At 72.6% G+C, this 26,161-nt stretch carries 25 protein-coding genes; 17 read left to right on the top strand and 8 right to left on the bottom strand.

Annotation, left to right across the window (positions count from 1 at the left end; genetic code table 11):
- The first annotated feature begins 16 nt into the window (after positions 1-16).
- The 7 genes from ACWH4W_RS02350 (at position 17) to ACWH4W_RS02320 (ending at position 7,149) form a co-directional block, all read left to right on the top strand.
- Positions 17-1,192, top strand: a complete 1,176-nt coding sequence (locus ACWH4W_RS02350; protein WP_473074190.1) for an SUKH-4 family immunity protein — start codon at positions 17-19, stop codon at positions 1,190-1,192.
- Positions 1,193-1,328: 136 nt separating this feature from the next.
- Complete coding sequence (locus tag ACWH4W_RS02345; RefSeq protein WP_473074189.1) at positions 1,329-2,780, top strand: MFS transporter; 1,452 nt, start codon at positions 1,329-1,331, stop codon at positions 2,778-2,780.
- Between the two features lie 36 nt (positions 2,781-2,816).
- Positions 2,817-3,017, top strand: coding sequence for a ribbon-helix-helix protein, CopG family (locus ACWH4W_RS02340; protein WP_086684213.1), 201 nt, complete (start codon positions 2,817-2,819; stop codon positions 3,015-3,017).
- Positions 3,014-3,406, top strand: coding sequence for a type II toxin-antitoxin system death-on-curing family toxin (locus ACWH4W_RS02335; protein ID WP_473074188.1), 393 nt, complete (start codon positions 3,014-3,016; stop codon positions 3,404-3,406). The genes ACWH4W_RS02340 and ACWH4W_RS02335 overlap by 4 nt, the downstream gene beginning before the upstream one ends.
- 113 nt (positions 3,407-3,519) lie before the next feature.
- Positions 3,520-5,313, top strand: coding sequence for a DEAD/DEAH box helicase (locus ACWH4W_RS02330; protein WP_473074187.1), 1,794 nt, complete (start codon positions 3,520-3,522; stop codon positions 5,311-5,313).
- Positions 5,314-5,636: 323 nt separating this feature from the next.
- Entirely contained in the window at positions 5,637-6,278 is a 642-nt protein-coding gene (locus tag ACWH4W_RS02325; protein WP_473074186.1) for an IclR family transcriptional regulator, read from the top strand.
- Between the two features lie 79 nt (positions 6,279-6,357).
- Complete coding sequence (locus tag ACWH4W_RS02320; RefSeq protein ID WP_473074185.1) at positions 6,358-7,149, top strand: S16 family serine protease; 792 nt, start codon at positions 6,358-6,360, stop codon at positions 7,147-7,149.
- Positions 7,150-7,161: 12 nt separating this feature from the next.
- Here ACWH4W_RS02320 and ACWH4W_RS02315 read toward each other — a convergent pair whose 3' ends face one another.
- From ACWH4W_RS02315 to ACWH4W_RS02295, 5 genes are read right to left on the bottom strand one after another with little or no spacing between them, the layout of a single operon-like run.
- Positions 7,162-8,127: a glycine betaine ABC transporter substrate-binding protein gene (locus ACWH4W_RS02315; RefSeq protein WP_473074184.1), complete on the bottom strand. Its 966-nt coding sequence runs from the start codon at positions 8,125-8,127 to the stop codon at positions 7,162-7,164.
- Positions 8,124-8,969 carry an ABC transporter permease gene (locus tag ACWH4W_RS02310; RefSeq protein ID WP_473074183.1) on the bottom strand — a complete coding sequence of 282 codons (846 nt, stop codon included), beginning with the start codon at positions 8,967-8,969 and terminating at the stop codon, positions 8,124-8,126. The genes ACWH4W_RS02315 and ACWH4W_RS02310 overlap by 4 nt, the downstream gene beginning before the upstream one ends.
- A complete protein-coding gene (locus ACWH4W_RS02305) occupies positions 8,966-10,204 on the bottom strand; it encodes an ABC transporter ATP-binding protein (protein WP_473074182.1) in 1,239 nt (412 codons plus the stop codon). The genes ACWH4W_RS02310 and ACWH4W_RS02305 overlap by 4 nt, the downstream gene beginning before the upstream one ends.
- Positions 10,191-10,844, bottom strand: coding sequence for an ABC transporter permease (locus ACWH4W_RS02300; RefSeq protein WP_473074181.1), 654 nt, complete (start codon positions 10,842-10,844; stop codon positions 10,191-10,193). The genes ACWH4W_RS02305 and ACWH4W_RS02300 overlap by 14 nt, the downstream gene beginning before the upstream one ends.
- Before the next feature lie 30 nt (positions 10,845-10,874).
- Complete coding sequence (locus ACWH4W_RS02295) at positions 10,875-11,345, bottom strand: Lrp/AsnC family transcriptional regulator (protein ID WP_290006973.1); 471 nt, start codon at positions 11,343-11,345, stop codon at positions 10,875-10,877.
- Positions 11,346-11,467: 122 nt separating this feature from the next.
- Here ACWH4W_RS02295 and hppD point away from each other — a divergent pair, with 122 nt between their 5' ends.
- From hppD to ACWH4W_RS02275, 4 genes are all read left to right on the top strand, one after another.
- On the top strand, positions 11,468-12,613 hold the full coding sequence (gene hppD / locus ACWH4W_RS02290) for a 4-hydroxyphenylpyruvate dioxygenase (protein WP_473074180.1): 1,146 nt from the start codon (positions 11,468-11,470) through the stop codon (positions 12,611-12,613).
- A gap of 149 nt (positions 12,614-12,762) precedes the next feature.
- Positions 12,763-14,178 (top strand): FAD-binding oxidoreductase, encoded by a 1,416-nt coding sequence (locus ACWH4W_RS02285; RefSeq protein WP_473074179.1) that lies wholly within the window; start codon positions 12,763-12,765, stop codon positions 14,176-14,178.
- A 115-nt stretch (positions 14,179-14,293) separates the two neighbouring features.
- Positions 14,294-15,865, top strand: a complete 1,572-nt coding sequence (locus tag ACWH4W_RS02280; RefSeq protein WP_473074178.1) for an RDD family protein — start codon at positions 14,294-14,296, stop codon at positions 15,863-15,865.
- Positions 15,866-15,954: 89 nt separating this feature from the next.
- Entirely contained in the window at positions 15,955-16,707 is a 753-nt protein-coding gene (locus ACWH4W_RS02275; RefSeq protein WP_473074177.1) for an RDD family protein, read from the top strand.
- 51 nt (positions 16,708-16,758) lie between these two features.
- On the opposite strand, the gene ACWH4W_RS02270 is transcribed toward ACWH4W_RS02275, so the two are convergent.
- Positions 16,759-17,049, bottom strand: coding sequence for a hypothetical protein (locus tag ACWH4W_RS02270; protein WP_473074176.1), 291 nt, complete (start codon positions 17,047-17,049; stop codon positions 16,759-16,761).
- Positions 17,050-17,437: 388 nt separating this feature from the next.
- Here ACWH4W_RS02270 and ACWH4W_RS02265 point away from each other — a divergent pair, with 388 nt between their 5' ends.
- The gene (locus tag ACWH4W_RS02265) at positions 17,438-19,795 is read left to right on the top strand and encodes an immune inhibitor A domain-containing protein (RefSeq protein WP_473074175.1); all 2,358 of its coding nucleotides are present in this window, start codon (positions 17,438-17,440) and stop codon (positions 19,793-19,795) included.
- Positions 19,796-19,916: 121 nt separating this feature from the next.
- A complete protein-coding gene (locus ACWH4W_RS02260) occupies positions 19,917-20,246 on the top strand; it encodes a hypothetical protein (RefSeq protein WP_473074174.1) in 330 nt (109 codons plus the stop codon).
- A 53-nt stretch (positions 20,247-20,299) separates the two neighbouring features.
- On the opposite strand, the gene ACWH4W_RS02255 is transcribed toward ACWH4W_RS02260, so the two are convergent.
- On the bottom strand, positions 20,300-20,890 hold the full coding sequence (locus ACWH4W_RS02255; protein ID WP_473074173.1) for an isochorismatase family protein: 591 nt from the start codon (positions 20,888-20,890) through the stop codon (positions 20,300-20,302).
- Positions 20,891-21,008: 118 nt separating this feature from the next.
- Positions 21,009-22,355 carry a nicotinate phosphoribosyltransferase gene (locus tag ACWH4W_RS02250; RefSeq protein WP_473074172.1) on the bottom strand — a complete coding sequence of 449 codons (1,347 nt, stop codon included), beginning with the start codon at positions 22,353-22,355 and terminating at the stop codon, positions 21,009-21,011.
- Between the two features lie 133 nt (positions 22,356-22,488).
- On the opposite strand from ACWH4W_RS02250, the gene clpS reads away from it, so the two are divergent.
- From clpS to ACWH4W_RS02230, 4 genes are all read left to right on the top strand, one after another.
- On the top strand, positions 22,489-22,806 hold the full coding sequence (gene clpS, locus ACWH4W_RS02245) for an ATP-dependent Clp protease adapter ClpS (protein WP_006131673.1): 318 nt from the start codon (positions 22,489-22,491) through the stop codon (positions 22,804-22,806).
- Between the two features lie 68 nt (positions 22,807-22,874).
- Positions 22,875-23,471, top strand: a complete 597-nt coding sequence (locus ACWH4W_RS02240) for a DUF2017 domain-containing protein (RefSeq protein WP_473074171.1) — start codon at positions 22,875-22,877, stop codon at positions 23,469-23,471.
- Positions 23,472-23,826: 355 nt separating this feature from the next.
- Complete coding sequence (locus ACWH4W_RS02235) at positions 23,827-25,365, top strand: alanine/glycine:cation symporter family protein (RefSeq protein WP_473074170.1); 1,539 nt, start codon at positions 23,827-23,829, stop codon at positions 25,363-25,365.
- 327 nt (positions 25,366-25,692) lie between these two features.
- On the top strand, positions 25,693-26,115 hold the full coding sequence (locus ACWH4W_RS02230) for a M67 family metallopeptidase (protein WP_473074169.1): 423 nt from the start codon (positions 25,693-25,695) through the stop codon (positions 26,113-26,115).
- The last annotated feature ends 46 nt before the right edge of the window (positions 26,116-26,161 follow it).

The following is a 26,161-nucleotide window of genomic DNA, read 5'->3' as shown; positions in this document are numbered from 1 at the left end:
GTATCGCGGGGGAATCATGAGCACGACCGACACCGTTGTCGCGAGGGCGATCACACTCACCGAGGACGACCTCGGTCCCCAGGTCACGCACGCCTTGACGCGGCACTGGCTGACCGGACCCGGGCTGCCGTGCGACAGCGGCCTGTTCCGCTTCGCGGAGCCGGCCCGTCCCGGCGGACCGCACACGGTCGCCGACGTGGCGGGCGCCGCCGGCCGGCTCCCGTCCGCCCTGCGCGACCAGCTCGTCATCGGCGAGTTCACCGCCCCGGCGGGCCTGGAGACGGAGTCGGTGCTGCTCGACGGCGCGACCGGCGAGGTCTCCACGACGTACGTCCACGACCGGCCCGACCTCATGGACCGCCGTCCGCTCGCCCCGTCCCTGCCGACCCTGGTCCGCTTCGCCGCGGCCACGGACGAACTGGCGGGGCTGCGCGGCCAGTTCGCCGCCTACGCCGGCCGCTACGGCACCAAGGCGGTCGCGGAGGCCTCGCGGCAGCTGCTCGCGGTGTTCGAGGAGGGCGCGGACGGCGAGCCGGCGCCGTTCTGGCGGATGGCGGCGCTGATCCGCCCCCTCGCCCTCGTGGCGGGCCCCGGCACGTCCTCCGGGCTGGCCCTGGACCTGCCCCTGCGCCTGCTGGACGAGGAGTTCGGCCGGGGCGGCGTGGTCCGCTTCGAGGAGGTCGACTTCCCCCCGACGCTCACGCACGAGCCGACCCGCCGCTTCCTGCGCGAGACGGGCCTGCCCGAGGACGGCTTCCTGTTCTCCCTCGACACCGACCAGCCGCTGCGCACGCTCACGGAGTACGCGGCCGACGACTGCGGCGGCGCGTTCCCGCCGGATCTCCTCCCGGCCCACGCCGACCGCCTGGTCCGCGTCGGCCACCTGATCGACGACCACAGCCTGGTCGTCGACGGGGCGACGGGCGCGGTGCTCAGCTGGAGCGAGGGGGACGCGGCCCTCCGCCCGCTGAACACGGACATCTCCACGCTGGCCTTCACGCTCTGGCTCCTGCACCGGGAGCGCTCCCTCGACGAGGCCTCCGGCCACGCCCTCACCAGCGACGCCTACGACCAGCTCGCCCTGACCATGATCCAGGTCCTCGCCTCCGTCGACCCCACGGGCACGACCCCGGACACGGACTGGCACTACTGGACGTGCCTCTTCCAGGACGAGGCGGGCGGGGTTCTCTGAGCCGCTCGGGCACGCGGCCGTGCCCGTGTGAGGGGGGTGGGGGGGGAGGCGCACCGGGTCCTACGACCGAGGTCCCGGTGCCGATACCGACCTCCGACAGGGGTCAAACAGGGGAGTGGACCTTACCCTGGCGGTCATGACCGCCCCGAACCCCCGCGACACGGGTGTCGCCGAGCCCGCCGTCGCCCCCGCCCCGGCCGTCGTCCCCGACGACACCGTCCTCAGCCGCAGGTACCGGGCGCTGAGCATCGGGGTCGTCTCCGTCGTGCTGCTGATCGCCTTCGAGGCGACGGCGGTCGGCACGGCCATGCCCGTCGCGGCCCGCGAGCTGGACGGCGTCCCGCTGTACGCGTTCGCGTTCTCCGGGTACTTCACCACCAGCCTGTTCGGCATGGTGCTGTCCGGCCAGTGGTCCGACCGGAGCGGCCCGCTCGCGCCGCTGACCTGGGGCATCGCCTCGTTCGCGGCAGGGCTGCTGATCGGCGGCACCGCGAGCGCGATGTGGCTGTTCATCCTGGGCCGCGCGGTCCAGGGCCTCGGCGGCGGCCTGGTGATCGTCGCCCTGTACGTCGTCGTCAGCCGCGCCTATCCGGAGCGGCTGCGCCCGGCGATCATGGCGGCGTTCGCCGCGAGCTGGGTCGTCCCCTCCATCGTCGGCCCGCTCGCCTCCGGCGCGGTGACCGAGCACCTCGGCTGGCGCTGGGTGTTCCTCGGCATACCCGTGATCGTGGTGCTCCCGGTGGCGCTCGCCCTGCCTCAGATACGCCGCCTCGCCGCCGGCCCGGTCGGCGGTGAGGCCCCGGCCTCCTTCGACCGCCGCCGCATCCGGCTGGCGTTCGCGATCTCCTTCGGCGCGGGCCTGCTCCAGTACGCCGCCCAGGACCTGCGCTGGCTGTCCCTGCTGCCGGGCGCGCTGGGCGTGGCCCTGCTGGTGCCGGCCGTCCTCGGCCTGCTCCCGCGCGGCACCTCCCGGGCGGCCCGCGGTCTGCCGTCCGTGGTGCTGCTGCGCGGTGTCGCCGCCGGGTCCTTCATCGCGGCGGAGTCCTTCGTCCCGCTGATGCTGGTCACCCAGCGGGGACTCAGCCCCACGCTGGCCGGTTTCTCCCTCGCGGCCGGCGGCGGCACCTGGGCGCTGGGCTCCTGGGTGCAGTCCCGGCCCCGCCTGGAGCAGTACCGGGAGCGGCTGATGACGCTCGGCATGCTGCTGGTCGCGTTCGCCGTCGCGGCGGCGCCGAGTGTGCTGATCCAGGCGGTGCCGGCCTGGACGCTGGCGGTCGTCTGGGCGTTCGGCTGCTTCGGCATGGGCCTGGTGATCTCCTCCACCAGCGTCCTGCTGCTCCAGCTCTCCGCCCCCGAGGAGACGGGCACCAACTCCGCCGCCCTCCAGATCTCCGACGGCCTCTCCAACGTCCTCCTCCTGGCGATCGGCGGCGCGGCCTTCGCCGCCCTCGGCGGCGGCACCGTCAGCCACGCGGCGACGGAGGCCACCGGGTCCCACCCGGCCGCCTTCGCCGCGGTGTTCCTGCCGATGGCGGCGGTGGCCCTGGCGGGGGTGTGGGTGACGACCCGGTTGAGGCCGATCGACTAGTACCACTATGACCCCATGCGGTGGTACCGTTTTGGTATGGCTATGAACCTGCGTCTTCGCGACGACCAGACGGAAGCCCTCAAGCTGCGCGCCGAGGAGGAGGGCGTCAGCATGCACGCGATACTGCTGCGGGCCGTGGACGACTATCTGGCGCGCACCGCGCATCAGGCGCTGGTGCGCAAGGCCGCCAAGGAGCAGACCGCCAAGTGGGCCGAGCTTCTGGAGCGGCTGAAGTGACGTACGTCTACCTCACGGCCGAGGACGTCCTGGCCATCGCCGAGGACGCCGTCGACGATCAGCGCGTCGCCGTGCGTGACGCGGGACTGCTCGAGTCGGCCGTGCATCGCCCGTCGGCGTCCATGTTCGGGCAGGAGGCCTACGCGGGCCTTCTCGACAAGGTGGCGGCACTCCTGCAGTCCCTGGTCGTCAATCGCCCTTTCGTCGACGGCAACAAGCGCACCGCGTGGGTGTCCTGCGCCGTTTTCCTGGCGCTGAACGAGGTGCAGCTGCGCCCCGACATCGACGCGGCCGAACGCCTGGTCATCGCCGTGGCGACCGGAAGCGTGGACGAGGTCAAGGCGATCTCCGAGGCGCTGAGGGAGCTGGCCGAGGGCGATGTGACCTGAGTCCCATCCGCGACGGCGCCGGTCGTGTACCGGCGTCGACGGCCCCGGGCCATCGGTAGGGTGGCCCGGTCGTCCTACGCAGATGCGCCGACCGAACCACCCCCTCGGAGATCGTGACTACCACCGCCGGCCCCGCCTCGCACCACCTGTCCCCGGCCTTCCCCGGCCGTGCCCCCTGGGGCACCGCCGGCAAGCTGCGCGCCTGGCAGCAGGGGGCGATGGACAAGTACATCCAGGCTCAGCCCCGTGACTTCCTCGCGGTCGCCACGCCCGGCGCCGGAAAGACCACGTTCGCGCTGACGCTGGCGTCCTGGCTGCTGCACCACCACGTCGTGCAGCAGGTGACCGTCGTCGCGCCCACCGAGCACCTGAAGAAGCAGTGGGCGGAGGCCGCCGCCCGCATAGGCATCAAGCTCGACCCCGAGTACAGCGCGGGCCCGCTCGGCAAGGAGTACCACGGCGTCGCCGTCACGTACGCCGGCGTCGGCGTGCGCCCCATGCTGCACCGCAACCGCGTCGAGCAGCGCAAGACCCTGGTGATCCTCGACGAGATCCACCACGCCGGCGACTCCAAGTCGTGGGGCGAGGCGTGCCTGGAGGCGTTCGAACCGGCCACCCGCCGGCTCGCGCTCACCGGTACGCCGTTCCGCTCGGACACCAACCCCATCCCGTTCGTGACGTACGAGGAGGGTCCCGACGGGATCCGCCGGTCGTCCGCCGACTACACCTACGGGTACGGCTCCGCCCTCGCCGACGGCGTCGTCCGGCCGGTCATCTTCATGTCGTACAGCGGCAACATGCGCTGGCGCACCAAGGCGGGCGACGAGATCGCCGCCCGGCTCGGCGAGCCCATGACCAAGGACGCGATCAGCCAGGCCTGGCGCACCGCCCTCGACCCGCGCGGCGAGTGGATGCCGTCGGTGCTGCGCGCCGCCGACCAGCGGCTCACCGAGGTCAGGAAGGCCATCCCGGACGCCGGCGCCCTGGTCATCGCCTCCGACCAGGACTCCGCCCGCGCCTACGCCAAGCTGATCCGCGACATCACCGGCCACAAGGCCACGCTGGTCCTCTCCGACGACACCGGCGCGTCCAGCCGGATCGACGAGTTCAGCCAGAGCGACGACCGCTGGATGGTCGCCGTCCGCATGGTGTCCGAGGGTGTCGACGTCCCGCGCCTCGCGGTCGGCGTGTACGCCACCACCATCTCCACGCCCCTGTTCTTCGCCCAGGCCGTCGGCCGTTTCGTGCGGTCCCGGCGGCGCGGCGAGACCGCGTCCGTGTTCCTGCCGACCGTGCCGGACCTGCTCGGCTTCGCAAACGAGATGGAGCGCGAGCGCGACCACGTCCTCGACAAGCCCGTCAAGGGGGGCGAGGAGGACCCGTACGCCGAGTCCGAGAAGGAGATGGACGAGGCGAACAAGCAGCAGGACGAGGACACCGGCGAGCAGGACATGCTGCCCTTCGAGGCGCTGGAGTCCGACGCCGTCTTCGACCGGGTCATGTACAACGGCGCCGAGTTCGGCATGCAGGCCCACCCGGGCAGCGAGGAGGAGCAGGACTACCTCGGCATCCCCGGTCTGCTGGAGCCGGACCAGGTGCAGCTGCTGCTGCAGAAGCGGCAGGCCCGGCAGATCGCGCACAGCAGGAAGAAGCCGGCCGAGGAGGCCGACCTGCTCGAACTGCCCGCCGAGCGGCGGCCCGTGGTCTCCCACAAGGAGATGATGGAGCTGCGCAAGAAGCTCAACTCGCTCGTCGGCGCGTACGTCCACCAGAGCGGCAAGCCGCACGGGGTGATCCACACCGAGCTGCGCCGGGTGTGCGGCGGCCCGCCGTCCGCCGAGGCCACCGCGGGGCAGCTCCGTCAGCGGATAGCCAAGGTGCAGGAGTGGGCCACCCGCATGCGCTGAGAGGCCCGGGGAGTCACCCGTGAACGGCGAGGCGTGCGGGAGCGGTCACCCCGCGCGCGTACCGGGACAAAAGTCACCAGTTTGTTCAACTGGTGACCGGATTCTGGACGGAGCCTTCCGCTCAGCGGACCGGCTCGCTACTGTCCCGCTACGCACACGCCCCGTGGCAGCGCCGCCGCGGAGCGCAGCCGTGAAGCGACTGTGCCCGGGACTGGTCCGGGCCGCCGGCCGATCGGCGGCCTCTGGAGCGCGTGACCGCCGGGACCCGGTGACGCACATGCAGCGAGGGGGCCGTCGACCTCACCACTGAAGGAGTGGGCGTCGTGACCGCGGAGACCTCTCAGACGCTCGACAGGGGCCTACGGGTCCTGAAACTGCTCGCCGACACGGATCACGGGCTGACCGTCACCGAGCTTTCCCACAGACTGGGCGTGAACCGGACCGTGGTGTACCGGTTGCTCGCCACGCTGGAGCAGCACGCGCTCGTCCGCCGCGACCTGGGCGGCCGGGCCCGCGTCGGGCTCGGTGTGCTGCGGCTGGGACGGCAGGTGCACCCGCTGGTGCGGGAGGCGGCGATGCCGGCGCTGCGGTCCCTCGCGGAGGACATCGGCGCGACCGCCCACCTGACCCTGGCCGACGGTGCGGAGGCCCTGGCGGTGGCGGTGGTGGAGCCGTCGTGGACCGACTACCACGTGGCGTACCGGGCGGGGTTCCGGCACCCGCTGGACCGCGGCGCGGCGGGCAGGGCGATACTCGCCGCCCGGCAGCAGGCCCCCGGCGACCCCGGCTACACCCTGACCCACGGCGAGCTGGAGACCGGCGCCTGCGGGGCCGCCGCGCCGCTGGTGGGCGTCACGGGCGTCGAGGGCAGCGTGGGCGTCGTGATGCTGGCGGACGTCGTGCCGGAGCGGGTCGGCAAGCGCGTGGTGGAGGCGGCCCGGGAGGTCGCCGAGGCCCTGCGCTGACCGAAGGGCGCGGCGGGGGCGGCGCCGCCCGCGTGGGCGCCCCGGCCGGGCCTCACCCGCGTCACGTTAGATTGGCTCCGTGCTCACTCGCCTCACACGTCCCCAAGCCCTGGCCGTCTGCGCCGCCCCGGTCGCCGCGCTGCTGGCCACCGCGGTCCTCGCGCCGCTGCCCTTCTCCGTGGCGCAGCCCGGGATGACGGCCGACGTGCTCGGCGAGAACAAGGGGCGGCAGGTCATCACCATTTCCGGCGCCCCGGTGCGGAAGACCACCGGCCAGCTGCGGATGACGACCATCGAGGCGACCTCGCCGGACACCCGGGTGAACCTGCCGCAGGTGATCGACAGCTGGTTCGGCTCCGACGAGGCGGTCATGCCCCGCGACGCCGTCTACCCCGCCGGGGACGACGTCCGGGAGATCGAGCAGTTCAACCGGGAGCAGATGAAGGAGTCCCAGGACGAGGCCACCCGGGCCGCGCTGAAGTACCTGGGCCGGGAGAACGAGGGCATCGACGTCACCCTGCGGCTCGCCGACGTCGGCGGCCCGAGCGCGGGACTGCTCTTCTCCCTCGGCATCGTCGACAAGCTGGACGGCGACGGCGGCGGCGGCGACCTCACCGGCGGCCGGGTCGTGGCCGGCACCGGCACCATCGACGCCGAGGGCAGGGTCGGCGCGGTGGGCGGCGTGCCGCTGAAGACGCAGGCCGCCAAGCGGGACGGCGCCACCGTCTTCCTGGTCCCGCGCGACGAGTGCGCGGACGCGCAGGCCGAACTGCCCGAGGGGCTGCGCCTGATCCCGGTCACCACCCTGAAGGGCGCCGTCGACGCGCTGGTCGCCCTGGAGAAGGGCGCAGGCAGGGTCCCGAGCTGCTGACCCGCCGGCCGGTCACCCCTCCTTCACGAACCCCTCGGCCACCATCCAGTCCAGCGCGACCTGGTGGGGGTCCTCCCCGTCGACGTCGACGCGGGCGTTGAGGGTCTGCGCCACGGTGTTGTCCAGCTTCTCCGTGACCGGGGCGAGCACCTCGGCGATCGCCGGCCACTTCTCCAGCGTCTCGCTGTTCACGGTCGGGGCCGCGTTGTAGTGGGGGAAGAAGTTCTTGTCGTCCTCCATCACCACCAGGTTCATGGACTTGATCCGCCCGTCGGTGGTGAACACCTCGCCGTAGGTGCAGGCGCCCTTGGCGGTCTGCGTGTAGATGATCCCGGTGTCCATCTGCGTGACGTCGCCCGGCGGGACGCTCATCCCGTACGTCTTCTCCATGCCGGGCAGCCCGTCCGCGCGGTTGGCGAACTCGCCCTCCACGCACAGCGTCACCGCGCCCGGGTCGGTCTCGGCCAGCTCCGCCACCTCCGACAGGGTGTGCGTGCGGTACCGCTCGTAGTTCGCCTGGTTCATGGCGAGGGCGTACGTGTTGTTCAGCTCCGACGGCTCCAGCCAGGTCACCCCGTTCTCCGCGTCCGCGTCCCGCACCGCCAGCCACTGCTCGCGCGGGTCGGGGATCGGCCTGCTGTTGCCCTGGTACGTGATCCACGCCGTGCCCGTGTACTCGAACCCGGCGTCCGCCTCGCCCTGGACGACCGCCTCCCGCGAGCCGACCGAGCCCTGGATGCCGGTCCGGTCCACCACCTCCGCGCCCGCCGCCTGGAAGGCGATGCCCATGATCGCGCCGAGGATCAGCTGCTCGGTGAACTCCTTGGAGGTGACGGTGAGTTCCGCGCCCTCCAGCGGCCTGCCCCGGCCGACCGTGCCCGGCTCCACGTCGTCGACCATGGGCGACCCGCTGGTCAGCCCGCACCCCGTGACCACCGCCAGCAGCACCACGGCCGGCAGCGCCCGCACCCCCCTCACGGCCCGGCCTCCAGTCCGCGCGGCCGCAGCAGCAGCTCCGCCAGCGAGGCCAGCCAGTCCACCAGCAGGGCCAGCGCGACGGTGAGCACCGAACCCACCACGAGGACCGGCATGCGCTGGCTGGTGATCCCGGTGGTGATCAGCACCCCGAGCCCGCCGCCCCCGCCGAAGGTGGCGAGCGTCGCCGTGCCGACGTTCAGCACCAGGGCGGTGCGCACGCCCGCGAGGATCAGCGGCACGGCGAGCGGCAGTTCCACGCGGGTGAGCACGCCCCACGGGGACATGCCGATGCCGCGCGCCGCCTCCAGCAGCGCGGGGTCGTTGGCCCGCAGCCCGGCGACGGTGTTGGACAGCACCGGCAGCACGGCGTAGGCGATGATGCCGATCAGGGCCGCCTTCCGGCCGATGCCGAGCCAGATCACCAGCAGGGCCAGCAGACCGATCGCGGGGGTGGCCTGCCCCGCGTTGGCGAACGCCATGACCGCCGGGGCGGCCCGGCCGGCCCGTCCCCGGGTCAGCAGGACGCCCAGCGGGATCGCGATGACCAGGACGAAGAAGGTCGAGATCGCGGTCAGCTCGATGTGCTGCCACAGCGCCTCGGTCACCTGCCCGTCCGACAGCGCGTTGCGGGTGAGGGCGTCCAGGTCGGCCCGCGCGAACCACAGCCAGGTCGCCAGCAGCACGGCGATCAGCCCCACCGGCAGGAAGGTCAGCTTCCGCCAGCTCACCCGGGCCGGCGCCACGGCCGGCCGGGACGGGGGAGCGGCCTCCTCCCCGTCCGGTCCGGCGTCCCCCCGCACCTCGGGCCCGTCCTCGGGCCGCCGCGCCTCGGAGGTCCTCACGCCCGCGCCTCCCCGCGGCCGCCCGAGGGGGGCGCGCCCTCCTGCTCGGCCTGCGTCTCCCGCGCCTCCAGCCGGTCCGCCTCCAGCAGTTCGTGCACGGAGTTCATCAGCGTCTCCACGTCCACGACACCCTCGTAGGCGCCGCGCCGCCCGGTGACCGCGACCCGGCCGGTGTGGTCGGTGAGGACCGCCTCCAGCGCGTCCCGCAGGGTCGCGTCCCGGGTCACCGTGTCGTGCACCGGCACGCCCGCGCGGGCCAGCGAGCCCTTGGCGCGCGGGATGTCGCCGCGCCGCAGCCACTTGTAGGGGCGGCCCCGCTGGTCCAGCACCAGCACCTCGTCCGTGCCGCCGGAGCGCAGCCTGGCGAAGATCTCCTCGAGCGGGTCGTCGACGCCCACCGTGGGGTAGTCGGTGACCGTCACGTCCCCGACCCGGGTGAGGTTGAGCCGCTTCAGCGCCGCCCCCGCGCCGACGAAGCCGGACACGAAGTCGTCGGCGGGGCGGGTGAGGATCGCCTCGGGGGTGTCGAACTGGGCGATGCGGGAGCGTTCGCGCAGCACCGCGATCCGGTCGCCGATCTTGATCGCCTCGTCGAAGTCGTGGGTGACGAAGACGATCGTCTTGTGCAGCTCCCGCTGGAGCCGGATCAGCTCGTCCTGGAGGTGGTCCCGGGTGATCGGGTCGACCGCGCCGAACGGCTCGTCCATCAGCAGCACCGGCGGGTCCGCCGCCAGCGCCCGCGCCACGCCCACGCGCTGCTGCTGACCGCCGGAGAGCCGGCGCGGGTAGCGGTCGCGGAACTCGGCGGGGTCCAGGCCGACCAGGTCCAGCATCTCCTCGACCCGGTCCCGCACCCGCGCGGCCGGCCAGCGCAGCATCTTCGGCACCAGGGCGATGTTCTGCGCCACGGTCATGTGCGGGAACAGCCCGCTCGCCTGGATCGCGTAGCCGATGGTGCGGCGCAGCCTCACCGGGTCCATGTCGGTGACGTCCTCGCCGCCGATGCGGATCCGGCCGCCGGTCGGCTCGATCAGCCGGTTGATCATCTTCAGGGTGGTGGACTTCCCGCACCCGGAGGGGCCGACGAGAACCACCGTCTCGCCCGCCCCGATCTCCATGCTGACGTCGTCGACGGCGGGCCGGTCGCTGCCCGGGTAGCGCTTGGTGAGGCCCTCCAGCTCGATGGTCGCCCCGGCCGACCGGGGCCCGGTCCGGGGCGTCTCAGGCTCGGCCACGGATCCCCCTGGAGATGGTCAGCCGCCCGATCAGGACGTACGCGGCGTCGAACAGCAGGGCCAGGACGACGATCCCGAGGGTGCCGGCGAGCACCTGGTTCAGCGCGTTGCTGCTGCCCAGGGAGGCGATCCCGCGGAAGATCAGGTTGCCGAGGCCCGGTCCGGAGGCGTAGGCGGCGATGGCGGCGATGCCCATGAGCATCTGCGTGGAGACCCGGATGCCGGTGAGGATGGGCGGCCAGGCCAGTGGCAGCTCCACGCGCGCCAGCCGGGCCAGCCGGGACATGCCGATCCCGGTGGCCGCGTCCACCAGGGCGGGATCCACCCCGCGCAGCCCGACGACCGCGTTGCGCACGACGGGCAGCAGCCCGTACAGGGTCAGCGCGATCACGGTCGGCGCCACGCCGAGCCCCACGACCGGGACGAGCAGGCCGATCATGGCCAGCGCGGGGACGGTCAGCAGGGTCGCGGTGACGGTGGTGGCGAGGTCGCCCGCCCACGCGCTGCGGTAGGTGAGGATCCCGATCAGCACGCCGAGGGCGGTGGCCACGACCATGCACTGGAAGACGACGCTGGCGTGCTGGTAGGCGTCGACGAGCAGTTGCTGATGCCGGCTCTCCAGGTACTCCCAGAAGTTCACATCCGCTCACCCCAGCTCGGCCAGGTCCGGTCACTCGCCGAGCGCGGCCTGCTCCACCAGCGGGATGATCCGCAGCGGAACGGGGTTCTCCATGACGATCGCCGTGGACGCCCGGACGATGCCATCAAAACCGACGACGCGGTCGATCACCCGCTGGAGATCGGCGTTCGAGCGGGCCACCAGCCGGCACAGCATGTCCCCCGTTCCGGTGGTGGTGTGCAGCTCCAGCACCTCGGGCACGGTCGCCAAGTGGGCGCGGACGTCGGCACCTTGACCCTGTCTGATCTGCAGGGTGGCGAACGCGGTGACCGGGTAGCCGAGGGCCGCGGGATCCACCTGGGGGCCGAACCCGCGGATGACTCCGTTCGACTGAAGGCGGTCCAGGCGGGCCTGCACGGTCCCGCGCGCCACCCCCAGCCGGCGGGACATCTCCAGCACCCCGATCCGCGGCTCGCGCGCCAGCAGCAGGATGATCCGTCCGTCCAGACGATCGATCGCCATCTCGCTCTCCCCAGTGGTCATCCTGTACAGAAAGCCCGCCGCCACGGGCGTACGGCTGGACATGTTGCCCAGTGGACGGGCGAACTATTGCGCACCTTGCAGGGCTGTTCCACCCTGCCCCTATGACGCAGACCACACACACCGCTCCCGACACCGCACGGCAGGCAGACCCCTTCCCGGTCAAGGGAATGGACGCGGTCGTCTTCGCCGTGGGCAACGCCAAGCAGGCGGCGCACTACTACTCCACCGCCTTCGGCATGCAGCTCGTCGCCTACTCCGGACCGGAGAACGGCAGCCGCGAGACCGCCTCCTACGTGCTGGAGAGCGGCTCGGCCCGCTTCGTCCTCACCTCGGTGATCAAGCGGTCCACCGAGTGGGGCGCCTTCCTCGAGGACCACGTGGCCGCGCACGGCGACGGTGTGATCGACCTCGCCATCGAGGTGCCGGACGCCCGCGCCGCGTACGCCTACGCGATCGAGCACGGCGCCACCTCCGTCGCCGAGCCGTACGAGCTGAAGGACGAGCACGGCACCGTCGTGCTGGCCGCCATCGCCACCTACGGCAAGACCCGGCACACCCTGGTCGAGCGCACCGGCTACGACGGCCCCTACCTGCCCGGCTACGTCGCCGCCGAGCCGATCGTCGAGCCGCCGGCCAAGCGCTCCTTCCAGGCCATCGACCACTGCGTCGGCAACGTCGAGCTCGGCCGGATGAACGAGTGGGTCGAGTTCTACAACAAGGTCATGGGCTTCACGAACATGAAGGAGTTCGTGGGCGACGACATCGCGACCGAGTACAGCGCGCTGATGTCGAAGGTGGTGGCCGACGGCACGCTCAAGGTCAAGTTCCCGATCAACGAGCCCGCCATCGCCAAGAAGAAGTCCCAGATCGACGAGTACCTGGAGTTCTACGGCGGCGCCGGCGTCCAGCACATCGCGCTGAACACCAACGACATCGTGCACACGGTCCGCCAGATGCGGGCCGCCGGTGTGCGGTTCCTGGACACCCCCGACTCGTACTACGACACCCTCGGCGAGTGGGCGGGCGAGACCCGGGTGCCGGTGGAGACGCTGCGCGAGCTGAAGATCCTCGTCGACCGCGACGAGGACGGCTACCTGCTGCAGATCTTCACCAAGCCGGTCCAGGACCGCCCGACCGTCTTCTTCGAACTCATCGAGCGCCACGGCTCGATGGGCTTCGGCAAGGGCAACTTCAAGGCGCTGTTCGAGGCGATCGAGCGCGAGCAGGCCAAGCGCGGCAATCTGTAACCGCCGCGCCCCCAGGAGGAGCGCGGGCCCGCCCGGACGGCTCACCCGGGCGGGCCGGCTGCTCCTGGGCGTGCGGCGCGTGCGGCGGCGGGAACCGGGGGTGCGGCCGGCTCCGTGGGGTTCCCACCGGTGGCCCCGGGTGCGACGCTGTGCTCGTGAGCCGCATCGAAGCGCGACGCGATGAAGACACGGTGGCCGCCGGACCTCTCGTCGGCCGGCTGCTCGACGGCCTGCCCGCCGAGGCCGTCCTCACCGACCCGGACGTCACCGCCTCCTACGCCCACGACATGGCGAGCTTCTGCCCGGCCGGCCGCCCCGCGGCGGTGGTGCTGCCCCGCACGGCCGAGCAGGTCCAGCACGTCATGCGCACCGCCACCGAGCTCCGGGTCCCGGTCGTGCCGCAGGGCGCCCGCACCGGCCTGTCCGGCGCCGCCAACGCCACCGACGGCTGCATCGTGCTCTCGCTGACCAGGATGGACCGCATCCTGGAGATCGACCCGGTCGACCGGATCGCGGTCGTCGAGCCGGGCGTCGTCAACGCCACGCTCTCCCGCGCGGTCGCCGAGCACGGCCTCGCCTACCCGCCGGACCCCTCCAGCTGGGAGACGTGCACCATCGGCGGCAACATCGGCACCGCCTCGGGCGGCCTGTGCTGCGTCAAGTACGGCGTGACCGCCGAGTACGTCCTCGGCCTGGACGTCGTCCTCGCCGACGGCCGGCTGCTGACCACCGGCCGCCGCACCGTCAAGGGCGTCGCCGGCTACGACCTCACCCGGCTGTTCGTCGGCTCCGAGGGGTCCCTCGGCATCGTCGTCCGCGCGGTCCTCGCACTGCGGCCCAGACCGCCGGAACAGCTCGTGCTGGCCGCCGAGTTCGCCTCCGGGGCCGCCGCGAGCGACGCGGTCTGCCGCATCATGGCGGGCGGCCACGTCCCGTCCCTCCTGGAACTGATGGACCGCACCACGGTCAAGGCGGTCAACGACCTGGCCCGCATGGGCCTGCCGGAGTCCACCGAGGCGCTGCTGCTCGCCGCGTTCGACACCGCCGACCCCGCCGCCGACCTCGCCGCGCTCGGCGCGCTGTGCGAGGAGGCCGGGGCCACCCAGGTCGTCCCCGCCGAGGACGCCGCCGAGTCGGAGATGCTGCTCCAGGCCCGCCGGATGTCCCTGGTCGCGCTGGAGGCGGTCAGGGGCGCCACGATGATCGACGACGTGTGCGTGCCCCGGTCCCGGCTCGGCGAGCTGATCGAGGGCGTCGAGCGGATCTCCGGGAAGCACGGACTGACCATCGGCGTCGTGGCCCACGCCGGCGACGGCAACACCCACCCGACGGTCTGCTTCGACGCCTCCGACCCGGACGAGTCCCGGCGGGCCCGCGCGTCCTTCGACGAGATCATGGCGCTCGGCCTCGGCCTCGGCGGCACCATCACCGGCGAGCACGGCGTCGGCGTGCTGAAGAAGGAGTGGCTGGCGCGGGAGGCCGGTCCCGTGAGCATGGAGATGCAACGGGCGGTGAAACAGGCCTTCGATCCGCTGAACATTCTGAACCCGGGCAAGCTCTTCTGAACGAGAAGGCGCCCGAAAGGGGTGGGCTCCGGTCGGACGGCCCGTCCGGCCCCCGCCCGTCTGATAGATGTGGTGGCCCCCGACCCATCCCTCGAGCAGATACGGGACGACGGACATGAGCGCCCCAACCCCGGCACCCGGAGACGACAGGCCCCGCGAGGGGTACTACCCGGACCCCTCCATTCCCGGATACGTCCGGTACTGGAACGGCGCCTCCTGGGTGCCGGGCACCAGCCGTCCGGCGCCCGCCGACGGCGAGCCGCTCGCCCCGCCGCCCGGCGCCGCCCCGGCCCGGCCGTCCGTGGAGGAGACCGGCCCGCACTTCTTCGACGAGGACCCGGACGACGCGCCCGCCCCGGCGGACCCGTCCCCGTCCCCGGCCGAGGCGCAGCACGGCAGCCGGCCCGAGCCCGCCTCGGCGTGGGGCGCCGACCGCTCCCGGCAGTCCGGCTTCGGGGGCGAACGGGACCGCAAGGTCTCCTGGGGAGCCGACCCGCGGGTGCCGCACACCCCGGCGGCGGAGCGGAGCGACCCGGCCGCCGCCGAGCCCGCGGCCGCCGCCCCGGACGCCCCGCGGGCGGACGGGACGTTCGTGTTCCGCAGGCCGACGGCCGCCCCCGCGCGGCAGCCGGCCCCGGCCGGCGGCGCGGCGGAGTCCCCCGACGAGGGCACGATGACCTTCCGCGCGGTCTCCCCGCGCGCCGGGGAGACGGCCGCGAGCGGCGCCGGGCGGCCCGGCTTCACCGCCGGGAAGGCCGCGGCCGAGCGCGCCGCCGCCGCGTCGGCGCCCGCGCCCGCCGCGGCGCCGTCCGGCCCGCAGCAGGCCACCGCGCCCGGCGTGCCCCCGCAGACCACCGGCCCCGCGTCCGCCGCCCCGGCCGTGACTGCCCCGGCGACCCCGGCCGCCCCGGCCGCCCCGGCGACCCCGGCCGCCCCGGCGACCCCGGCGACCCCGGCGGCTCCGGTGTCCCCGGCGGTCCCGGCGACCCCGGCGGCTCCGGTGTCCCCGGCGGTCCCGGCGACTCCGGCGTCCCTCGCGGCTCCGGCAGCCTCGGCGCCGCTGACGTCCGGTCCCGGCGGCGGGCAGCCCTCCTGGCCGCAGCAGGTGCACCGGCTCGCGGGCACCGCCCAGGAGCCGCCGGTCGCACCCTGGAAGCCGCCGGCCGACGACCCGTTCCAGGCCGCCGCCCGCCGCCAGGCCGCGGCCCGCCCCGCCGCCCTCGGCCGGCGGCTGGCCGCCCGGCTGCTCGACACGGTCGTCCTCGGCGCCGTCACCGCCGCGGCCGCCGTGCCCCTCGGCGCGAAGGCCCTGGACCACATCGACGCGAAGATCGAGGCGGCCAAGCTGTCCGGGCGGACCGTCACGGTGTGGCTGATCGACGGCACCACCTCGGTCCACCTCGGCATCGTCCTCGCCGTCCTGCTGCTCGGCGGGGTGCTCCTCGAGGTGCTGCCCACCGTCAAGTGGGGCCGTACGCTGGGCAAGCGGCTGATGGGCATCGAGGTGCGGGACATCGAGGCGCACGAGGCGCCGGAGTTCGGCGCGGCCCTGCGGCGCTGGCTGGTCTACAGCGTGCCCGGACTGCTCGTGGTCGGGGTCGTCGGCGTGCTGTGGTGCCTGTTCGACAGGCCGTGGCGCCAGTGCTGGCACGACAAGGCCGCGCACACCTTCGTCGCCGCCGCCTGACGGCGCGTCGGCCCGGCGGGCGGTGTCCGGTACTCCGGACGGCGGCGCGCCGGATGCGGGGCCGCGGGGTTCGGGATCGACTCGGGGACATGACCACCGAACCGCCCCCCGGATCCGGTCAGCCGCCGCCGGACGAGGACCCGTTCAGGAAACAGCCCCCGCCGGGCTCCCCCGGCCCGGGCCCCGGCTCCCCGTACGACACCCCCGGCGGCACGCCCCCGCCCGGACAGGGCGGCGGCGGCCCGTACGGAGGCGGCGGCCCCTACGGCGGCGGGGGAGCGGGCGGGCCCTACGGCGGCAGCGGCGGCCCGTACGGCTCAGGACCCGGAGGGCCGTACGGCGGCGGCCCCGGTGGCGGCCCCCACGGCGGCGGGCCGGGCGACCCGCCGGCCGGGATGCCCCCGCTCGCCGACAGCGCCCGGCGCACGCTCGCCCGCATCATCGACATGATCCTCGTCGGCATCGTCGTCTGGCTGCTCACCTGGCCCCTCGGGGTCAGCGAGTACGACTTCGACGGCGACCGGGTCAACGTCGGCAACGGGTTCGTCCAGTCGGTCATCGCCGCGGCCCTCTACATCGCGTACGACACCTTCATGACCGTCCGCTTCGGCCGCACCCTCGGCAAGAAGTGGCTGGGCATGCGGGTGGCCGAACTCGCCGACGGCTCCAACCCCTCGGTGCAGACCGCGCTGATCCGCGCGGCCGTGCTGTGGCTGCCGTTCGCCTTCTGCTGCGCCTGCGTGTGGACCGCGATCGCGGGCGGCTGGAGCTTCTTCGACCGTCCCTACAAGCAGGGCCTGCACGACAAGGCGGCCAGGACCGTCGTGGTCACGGACCGGTGAGACCCGGTCGTCGCGCGGCCGGGGACCGCCGCACGGCAGCCGGACGGAGTGTCAGGACGCCGCCCGCTCGTGGACCGGCTCGCGGGCCTGCTCACGGGACGGCGACGGCAGCGTGGCCCGTACCGGGAGCGGCGTCGCGGGCCGGGCCGGGGCGGGCCGCCGGGACGCGGGGGCCGGGACGCGCACGGCCACCACGAGTCCCAGGGCGAGCGCCACGACGGCGACCGCCGCGATGCCCGCGCCGGAGCTCGTTCCGGACAGCAGGAGCAAGGCGAGGGTCGACAGGATCACGGCGCACGAGCCGTAGGCGAACTGAGCGACGGTCGGACGGGGCATGGCCATCGTGTCCTCGGAAGTCGGGGGCTGTCGGCCTGGCTTTCACCCGCTCAAGGGCGTTCCGCCAAGCGACTCTATCCGCGAGCGTGCCCGAGGGGAACGGACGGTAAGCGTGACCTGACCGACAGGGCCGGTGCACAGGGGGCGCACGGATTCATGACGCCCCACACGGGGCCGGGGCGACGCGCCCGCCGGATTTTCGCGCGGAAGTGTCCGCAATGCGAACCGCCGCTCCGCATAACGCTTTTGATCTGTTCAAGTCAAGGTCTGTTTTTTCTGACGAACCTCTAGTCCAATGACGTCACTTGACTACACGCGTTGATCACGTGCGCGCGGGACCTTCCCGGACGGAACCTCCTTCGTCCGCGCGCACGCACGCGGGAGGGGATCTCAAGTGACCAGTAGACCCTGGACGTTCAGAGCGGCCGCGATAGGCGTGGCCCTCGCGGCGGCCACCGCCACCTGCTCTGCGTTCACCACGGCCCAGGCCGACACGGCCGCCCCGGCCGGCAGCCCGAGCGCCGTGGACCGGCAGGACCCGGCGTCGCACCAGCACGTCGACCACGACCTCGAGGGCCCGCTCTCCAAGACGCAGGCGGCCCAGCGGGAAGAAGCCCTGAACCAGGTGCTGTCCGGCAAGGCGTCGGTCAAGAACCGCGACGGCTCGAAGGTCGTCGGGCTGAAGAGCAAGAAGGGCGACACCAAGTACGTCGAGCTGGGCCGGGAGAAGACCGACAAGATCTTCACCATCCTGGTCGAGTTCGGCGACAAGATCGACAGCCGGTACGGCGGCACCCCCGGCCCGCTGCACAACCAGATCGCCAAGCCGGACCGCAAGGTCGACAACTCCACGGCCTGGCAGGAGGACTACGACCAGCAGCACTTCGAGGAGCTGTACTTCGGGTCCGGCAAGGGCGTCGACTCGGTCAAGACCTACTTCGAGAAGCAGTCCTCGGGCCGCTACTCGGTCGAGGGCGAGGTCTCCGACTGGGTCAAGGTGCCGTACAACGAGGCCCGTTACGGCTCCAACTACTGCGGCGACAGCACCTGCTCCAGCGTCTGGAACGTGGTCAGCGACGGTCTGGACGCCTGGGTCGAGCAGCAGAGGGCGGCCGGCCGCACCGACGCCCAGATCAAGGCCCAGGTGGCCCGCTACGACGAGTGGGACCGCTACGACCACGACGGCGACGGCGACTTCAACGAGCCCGACGGTTACATCGACCACTTCCAGATCGTGCACGCCGGCGAGGACGAGTCCGCCGGCGGCGGCGCCCAGGGCGAGGACGCGATCTGGGCCCACCGCTGGTACGCCTTCGGCACCGACGCCGGCGCCACCGGCCCCGAGTTCAACAAGCTCGGCGGCGCGAAGATCGGCGACACCGGCATCTGGGTCGGCGACTACACCATCCAGCCGGAGAACGGCGGACTCGGCGTCTTCGCCCACGAGTACGGCCACGACCTCGGTCTGCCGGACCTCTACGACACCGCGGGCGGCGAGAACTCCACCGGCTTCTGGACGCTGATGTCGTCCGGCTCCTGGCTCGGCACCGGCAAGAAGGAGATCGGCGACCTGCCCGGCGACATGACCGCCTGGGACAAGCTGCAGCTGGGCTGGCTGAACTACGACACGGCCAAGGCCGGGGTCAGCTCCTGGCACAAGCTGGGCCTCGCCGAGTACAACACCAAGCACAAGCAGGCCCTGGTCGTGACGTTGCCGAAGAAGGCCGTCACCACCGAGGTCATCGAGCCGTCCGAGGGGCGGACCCAGTGGTGGAGCGGCAGCGGTGACGACCTCAGGAACACCCTGAGCCGCACGGTCGACCTGACCGGCAGGACCTCCGCCGAGCTCACCTTCGACGGCTGGTACGACATCGAGGCCAACTACGACTTCCTCTACACCGAGGTGTCGACCGACGGCGGCGCCAACTGGACCGCGATCGACGGCACGGTGGACGGCCGGCAGATCCCGCGCGACGGCAGCGACAAGCCCGCCCTGCACGGCACGCTCGACGGCTACCAGAGGTTCGCGTACAGCCTCGACGCCTACGCCGGCCAGAAGATCGACCTGCGCTTCCGCTACCAGACCGACGGCGGCGTGGCCCAGAAGGGCTTCACGGCCGACGCGATCGCGGTGACCGCGGACGGCGAGACGGTGTTCTCCGACAACGCCGAGACCGCCGACGCCGCCTGGAAGGCGACCGGCTTCTCCCGCATCGGCGCGTCCTTCACCAAGGACTACGAGCAGTACTACATCGCCGAGAACCGGCAGTACGTGTCGTACGACAGGACCCTGAAGGTCGGCCCGTACAACTTCGGCTTCACGGCCCGCCCGGACTGGGTCGAGCACTACGCGTACCAGAACGGTCTGCTGATCTGGAAGTGGGACACCTCCCAGCCGGACAACAACACCAGCCAGCACCCGGGCCAGGGTCTGATCCTCCCGGTCGACTCCCACCCGACCGCGCTGAAGTGGTCCGACGGCACGCTGATGCGCAACCGCATCCAGACCTACGACGCCACGTTCAGCAGGTTCCGCACCGACGGCATGATGCTGCACAAGGCGGACGTCGCCACGTACGTCCCGTCCTCGAAGGGCGTGTCGGTCTTCAACGACCGCAAGAACACCTACTGGGACCCGGCGAACCCGACCGGCAGCGTCCAGGTCACTGACACCAACACCAAGATCAAGATCACCAAGGAGGCCAGGGACGGCTCCACGATCGAGCTCGAGGTGGGCCCTGCGGGCAGGTAAATAGCGTTCTCGCAGGTCAGAGCGTGATCGGCGGTGACCCCCTGGCGGGTCGCCGCCGATCCGTGTTTAGGTCCTCCTGTGGCTCTCTTATTGACACCTGGCGACACGGGGGTATGACCGCATGGCCGCAGGAGGTTTCTGCAAGCTGCCGAACGGCACGGTGGTGGTGGCGCTGAACCTGCCCAGTCCCGGCGTCGGCGCCCCGGCCGGGGTACGGGTGCTGGTCCACGCACAGAACCGGGCGCGCGCCCTGACCAGGCTGCGCAACCTGGGCCTGCGCGCCGTCTACCTGCGCGGGAACACCGCGCCGCCCACACCCGACGAGATCACCGCGGTCCTGCACCATCCCGACGGCCTGATATGGCGCACGGCGCCCGCCGGGGGAGCGCTGCCGGTGGAGCTCTGGCACCCGATCCGGGCGCTGCTCGGGCGCCCGGCCGCTCCCGCCTGACCCGGGCCGGGGCGTCCGGGCGCCGGCCGGCGGGCGTCACCCGCGGGCGCGGCTCACGACACGACCGGCTTGCCGGACAGCTCCACGCCCGCCTGCCGCAGCTCCTCCAGCGCCCGCTCGGTCGTCTCCCGGGACACCCCCGCGGTGAGGTCGAGCAGCACCTGGGTGCGGAAGCCCTCCCGCACCGCGTCCAGCGCGGTGGCCCGCACGCAGTGGTCCGTGGCGATGCCCACCACGTCCACCTCGTCGACCTCCCGCTCCCGCAGCCAGCGCGCGAGCGGCGTGCCGTTCTCGTCGGCGCCCTCGAAACCGCTGTAGGCCGCCGTGTACGCCCCCTTGTCGAAGACGGCGTCGACCGCCCCGGAGGCGACCGCGGGCGCGAAGTTCGGGTGGAAGCCGACGCCCTCGGTGCCGGCCACGCAGTGGGCGGGCCAGGAGCGGACGAAGTCGGGGCGGTCGGAGAAGTGGTCGCCGGGGTCGACGTGGTGGTCCCGGGTGGCGACCACGTGCCGGTACCCGGTCGGGGCGGCCTGGCCGATCAGCTCGGTCACGGCGGCGGCCACGGCGGCGCCGCCGGTGACGGCGAGGCTGCCCCCCTCGCAGAAGTCGTTCTGCACGTCTACGACGATCAGTGCGCGGCGCATGGTCGGTGTCCTTCGGCTCTGGGGACGGTTGGATCAGGGGGGGGGGCCGGGCGGGGTGGACCTCCGGCCCCGTGGACGGGTGTGACGCGGACGGGGGACGCGCGCCGTCGGCTTGCCTCTAGCTACCCGACGGCCCGTGCGCGTACTCCGTCGGAAGGACGGGTTCCCCGCGCGAGAGCTGCGTCGCGGACAGCGGGAGACCGGCGCGGGCGGCGGCGTGCCGGTCGCGGACCACGTCCAGCGGCTCGCGGGCGATCACCTCGCCGCCCCGGACCAGCGGCACCAGCAGCTGCCGTTCGGCCAGCTCGGGCGGGACCTCGCCGGTGCCGATCACCTCGGCCTCGGCGATCCCGTCCGCGTCCAGCCGCCGCGCGGCCCACTTGCGGCCGCCCACGGAGGTCTTGCCGCCGGTGGACTTCTTCGCCACCGGCACCAGCGGCGCCCCCGGATCGGCGGACTCCGCGCGCGCGACCAGCTTGTAGACCATGGACGCGGTCGGGTGCCCGGAGCCGGTGACGAGCTGGGTGCCCACCCCGTACGCGTCCACCGGCGCCGCGGCCAGCGAGGCGATGGCGTACTCGTCCAGGTCCGAGGTCACGACGATCTTCGTGTCGCGGGCGCCCAGCTCGTCGAGCTGCTGCCGCACCCGGTGCGCCACCAGCAGCAGGTCGCCGGAGTCGATCCGCACCGCGCCCAGCCCGGGACCGGCGACCTCGACGGCGGCGCGGACCGCCTCGGTCACGTCGTAGGTGTCCACCAGCAGCGTCGTGCCCGCGCCGAGGGAGTCCACCTGGGCGCGGAAGGCGTCCCGCTCGCTGTCGTGCAGCAGGGTGAAGGCGTGGGCGGAGGTGCCGACGGTGGGGATGTTGTAGCGGAACCCGGCCGCCAGGTCGGAGGTGGAGGAGAAGCCGCCGATGTAGGCGGCGCGGGCGGCGGCGACGGCGGCCAGCTCGTGGGTGCGGCGGGCGCCCATCTCGATCAGCGGCCGGCCGCCGGCGGCGGACGACATCCGGGAGGCCGCGGCGGCGATGGCCGAGTCGTGGTTGAGGATCGACAGGATCACCGTCTCCAGCAGCACGCACTCGGCGAAGCTGCCCTCCACCCGCATGATCGGCGAGCCGGGGAAGTAGACCTCGCCCTCGGGGTAGCCCCAGATGTCGCCGGAGAAGCGGTAGCCGGCCAGCCAGTCCAGGGTCTCCTCGTCGACGACGGCCTTCTCGCGCAGGAAGCGCAGCACGCCCTCGTCGAGGCGGAAGTTCTCCACCGCGTCGAGCACCCGCCCGGTGCCCGCCACGACGCCGTAGCGGCGGCCGTGCGGCAGGCGCCGGGTGAAGACCTCGAACACGCTGTGCCGGCCGGCCGTGCCGGCCTTCAGCGCCGCCTGCAGCATCGTCAGTTCGTACTGGTCGGTGAAGAGCGCCGTGGACGGAACATCCACCGGCAGCCCCAGGTCCGCTGTGTCCATGGCGAGGATGGTACCCCCATTTCGTCACTCTGACGATTTAGGGTTCCGGCTCGCTTGCCGGGCGCCTCCCGGGGCGGTTCCGGGCGGCTCTCGAGCGGGCCGGTTTGTGCGACCACCCCCCACCGGTGGCAGCATGGGCAGTGTGACGTCACCCGCACCCCTGGAGATCGAACGCACCGAGTCGGCGGAGGAGGTCTTCGCCGTCCCCGAGCCCGACGTCCCGTGGGTCACGATCGTCCACAACGACCCGGTCAACCTCATGAGCTACGTGACGTACGTCTTCCAGACGTACTTCGGCTACTCCAAGGACAAGGCCACCAAGCTCATGCTCGACGTCCACCACAAGGGCCGGGCCGTCGTCTCCAGCGGCACCCGCGAGGAGATGGAGCGCGACGTCCAGGCCATGCACGGCTACGGCCTGTGGGCCACCCTCCAGCACGACCGGAAGTGAAGCCGGACATGACCGCACCGGACGTGGCCCGAACCCGCCCGCAGGACCGGAAGCAGCGAATCGCCCCCATGCCAGGACACTTCGAACCGCTCCCCGGCGGCGGCGCGGCCGTCGCCCTCGACGACGTCGAGATCTCCATCATCCGCTCGCTCGCCGTGCAGCTCATGGAGATCATCGGACCCGGCCCGGCCGCGGAGCCCGGCGGCGACCCGCTCGCGGAGCTCTTCGCCGAGGGCCCCAGCGAACCGCCCTCCGACCCGGTGCTGCGCCGGCTCTTCCCGGACGCCTACGTCGACCCCGAGGGCGCCCCGCGGGCGGCGGAGGCCGAGGAGCGGCGGGCGTACTCCGCCGAGTTCCGCCGGTACACGGAGAACGACCTGCGGGCCGGCAAGCGGGACAACGCGCTGGCGGTGATCCGCTCCCTGGACGGACTCAGGTCGGCCGGCGGCGGGGTGCTCGAGCTGTCGCCGGAGGAGTCCCGGCGGTGGCTCGGCGCGCTGAACGACCTGCGCCTGGCGATCGGGGCCCGGCTGGAGATCTCCGACGAGGACGACGGCGATCTGCTGTTCCACCTCCCGGACGAGGACCCGCGCAAGCCGATGGTGATGGCGTACCTCTGGCTGGGTGGTCTCCAGGAGACGCTCGTCTCGACGCTCATGGCCTGAAAGTGTCCGGGACCGTCCGGAAAATGTCGTGATGTGTTCGCTCAGAAGAACCTCAAGTTCGAATAACGATAGTGTCACCGCCCCTGCGCATTTGTGCCGCAGGGGCGTTTTTTTGTGACCTGGGCCACTTGTGGGCCGGTGGGTGCGTGGTAAGAATCGGCAACCCGCTTGCGCCGCCGACGCGGTGGTGAGCACGGAAGCCGGTCCCAGCCGGTGTGTACGCCTGCCCGACACGGACGCGCCCCCGCCCAGGGGCCTTCCCCGACCGCCGTCCGCCGGACCGGACGCGGGCCACGCCCGAGACGCCCGCGCTCCGCACACGCCAAAACGTTTCCGCGTCACCCGAGGAAGTTCGATGTCACTCGACTCCATCACCACGACCATTGACGACGCCGTCAGCGATTTCTTCGACCCTGTCGCGACCGCGATCGGCGACATCGTCTTCTACACCGTCCCCGTCGCCGGGACCGACCTCCCCCTGATCGTCGCCTGGCTGGTGATCGCCGGCCTGGTCTTCACCGCCTGGTTCGGGCTCATCCAGGCCCGCAAGCTCAAACTCGCCTTCGACGTCGTGCGCGGCCGCTACGACGAGAAGGGCTCACCCGGCGAGGTGAACCACTTCCAGGCGCTGACCGCCGCCGTCTCCGGCACCGTCGGCCTCGGCAACATCGCCGGTGTGGCCGTCGCGGTCTCCATCGGCGGACCCGGCGCCACCTTCTGGATGATCCTCTGCGGCCTGCTCGGCATGGCCACCAAGTTCGTCGAGGTCACCCTCGGTGTGAAGTACCGCGAGGAGCACCCCGACGGCACCGTCTCCGGCGGTCCGATGCACTACCTGCCCAAGGGCCTCGCCGACCGCTTCGGCCGCGGCGGCGCCAAGCTCGGCAAGGTGCTCGCGGTCCTCGCCTCCGTGATGATCCTGTTCTTCGGCCTGTTCGGCGGCAACCTCTTCCAGACCAACCAGAGCTACGCGCAGATCTCCTCCACCTTCGGCGGCGAGGACGGCTTCCTGGCCTCCTCCGCGGGCGCCGTGCTGTTCGGCCTCGTGGTCGCCGCCCTCGTGGGCCTGGTGCTGCTCGGCGGCATCCGCTCCATCGCCTCGGTGACCAGCCGCCTGGTCCCGGCCATGGCGATCATGTACGTGGTCGCGTGTCTGGTCGTCATCCTGACCAACGTCACCGCCGTGCCCGACGCCATCGGCACCATCTTCCGGGGCGCCTTCGAGGCCGAGGGGGTCGCGGGCGGTGTCATCGGCGCCCTGATCGTCGGTTTCCAGCGCGCCGCCTTCTCCAACGAGGCCGGCCTGGGCTCCGCACCCATCGCGCACTCCGCGGTGAAGACCAAGCACCCCGCGAGCGAGGGCCTGGTCGCCCTGCTGGAGCCGTTCATCGACACGGTCATCGTCTGCACCATGACCGCGCTGACCATCGTGATCGCCGCGCCCGCCAGCTGGGACGCGGCCCGCGAGGGCAAGGACATCGGCGGCGTCACCATCACCTCCGACGCCTTCGAGACCGTGCTGCCCTGGTTCCCGAACCTGCTCACCGTCGCGGTGCTGCTGTTCGCCTTCTCCACGATCCTCACCTGGGGCTACTACGGCCTGAAGGCGTGGGCGTACCTCTTCGGCCGCAGCAAGACCAGCGAGACCGTCTTCAAGGTGGTGTGGAGCGTCTTCGTGGTCGCGGGCTCGCTGCTCTCCCTCGACTCGCTGATCAGCCTGGCCGACTCGGCGCTGTTCCTGCTGTCGGTGTTCAACATCATCGGTCTCTACCTGCTGGCCCCCGTGGTCAAGCGCGAACTGGACTCCTTCCTCGCCTACGTCCGCGACCGCCGCTCGGGGGCGTCGGCGCCGGACGCCGGTCCCTCGGAGCCGGAGCCGGCCCAGGCGCCCTGAGCGCCCTCTCCCGGCCCAGGGGCCCGTCCGCACCGGTCGCCGGTGCGGACGGGCCCCTTCCGTGTCCCCCGTCCCGCCTGCGGCGTCCGCTCAGGTGGTGACTCAAGGGCGTCCGGACCGGCCGGGCCGTGCTGAAGAGGGGCGACCCGGCGGTCGCGGACCGCGACGAGAGCCGGTCCGAGAAGGCCGGCTGACCACCCCGCGGGACGCCGGCGCACGGGGAGCCCTCGTGGGACTCCCCGCCGCCACCGCTCAAGGCGTCCGGCATCCGGGCCGTTCCGTACCACCCCTCGGTACGGAACGACCCGTCTGCTTATCCTGAGCCCCATGCTGACCATCACCCAGGCCCTGTACGACCGGATCGTCGCCCACGCCCGTGAGGACCACCCCGACGAGGCGTGCGGCGTGGTGGCGGGACCGGCGGGCTCCGGCCGCCCCGAGCGCTTCATCCCCATGCTGAACGCGGCCCGCTCGCCCACGTTCTACGAGTTCGACTCCCAGGACCTGCTGAAGCTGTACCGGGAGATGGACGACCGCGACGAGGAGCCGGTGGTCATCTACCACTCGCACACCGCGACCGAGGCCTACCCCTCCCGCACCGACATCACCTACGCCAACGAGCCCGGCGCCCACTACGTGCTGGTCTCCACCGCCGACGCCGACGGCGCGGGCGAGTTCCAGTTCCGCTCCTTCCGCATCCTGGAGGGCGAGGTCACCGAGGAGGAGGTGCGCGTCGTCGACGCGTACTGATCTCACCTGGCGGACGGTTCGAGTCCGGGATCCGGGATCGCACTCC

Source organism: Streptomyces sp. DSM 120436, from assembly GCF_055778765.1.
Note: the sequence above shows the minus strand (reverse complement) of the source record. Positions and strands in the feature narration are given on the sequence as shown.

Excerpts from the sequence above, each read along its gene's own strand:
- ACWH4W_RS02270 (WP_473074176.1), bottom strand. The coding sequence starts at position 17,049 with ATGGCCATGCCCCGTCCGACCGTCGCTCAGTTCGCCTACGGCTCGTGC.
- ACWH4W_RS02250 (WP_473074172.1), bottom strand. The coding sequence starts at position 22,355 with ATGGACACAGCGGACCTGGGGCTGCCGGTGGATGTTCCGTCCACGGCG.
- ACWH4W_RS02295 (WP_290006973.1), bottom strand. The coding sequence starts at position 11,345 with ATGGCGATCGATCGTCTGGACGGACGGATCATCCTGCTGCTGGCGCGC.
- ACWH4W_RS02235 (WP_473074170.1), top strand. The coding sequence starts at position 23,827 with ATGTCACTCGACTCCATCACCACGACCATTGACGACGCCGTCAGCGAT.
- ACWH4W_RS02275 (WP_473074177.1), top strand. The coding sequence starts at position 15,955 with ATGACCACCGAACCGCCCCCCGGATCCGGTCAGCCGCCGCCGGACGAG.
- ACWH4W_RS02260 (WP_473074174.1), top strand. The coding sequence starts at position 19,917 with ATGGCCGCAGGAGGTTTCTGCAAGCTGCCGAACGGCACGGTGGTGGTG.
- ACWH4W_RS02340 (WP_086684213.1), top strand. The coding sequence starts at position 2,817 with ATGGCTATGAACCTGCGTCTTCGCGACGACCAGACGGAAGCCCTCAAG.
- ACWH4W_RS02350 (WP_473074190.1), top strand. The coding sequence starts at position 17 with ATGAGCACGACCGACACCGTTGTCGCGAGGGCGATCACACTCACCGAG.
- ACWH4W_RS02240 (WP_473074171.1), top strand. The coding sequence starts at position 22,875 with ATGCCAGGACACTTCGAACCGCTCCCCGGCGGCGGCGCGGCCGTCGCC.
- ACWH4W_RS02280 (WP_473074178.1), top strand. The coding sequence starts at position 14,294 with ATGAGCGCCCCAACCCCGGCACCCGGAGACGACAGGCCCCGCGAGGGG.
- ACWH4W_RS02230 (WP_473074169.1), top strand. The coding sequence starts at position 25,693 with ATGCTGACCATCACCCAGGCCCTGTACGACCGGATCGTCGCCCACGCC.
- hppD (WP_473074180.1), top strand. The coding sequence starts at position 11,468 with ATGACGCAGACCACACACACCGCTCCCGACACCGCACGGCAGGCAGAC.
- ACWH4W_RS02255 (WP_473074173.1), bottom strand. The coding sequence starts at position 20,890 with ATGCGCCGCGCACTGATCGTCGTAGACGTGCAGAACGACTTCTGCGAG.
- ACWH4W_RS02345 (WP_473074189.1), top strand. The coding sequence starts at position 1,329 with ATGACCGCCCCGAACCCCCGCGACACGGGTGTCGCCGAGCCCGCCGTC.
- clpS (WP_006131673.1), top strand. The coding sequence starts at position 22,489 with ATGGGCAGTGTGACGTCACCCGCACCCCTGGAGATCGAACGCACCGAG.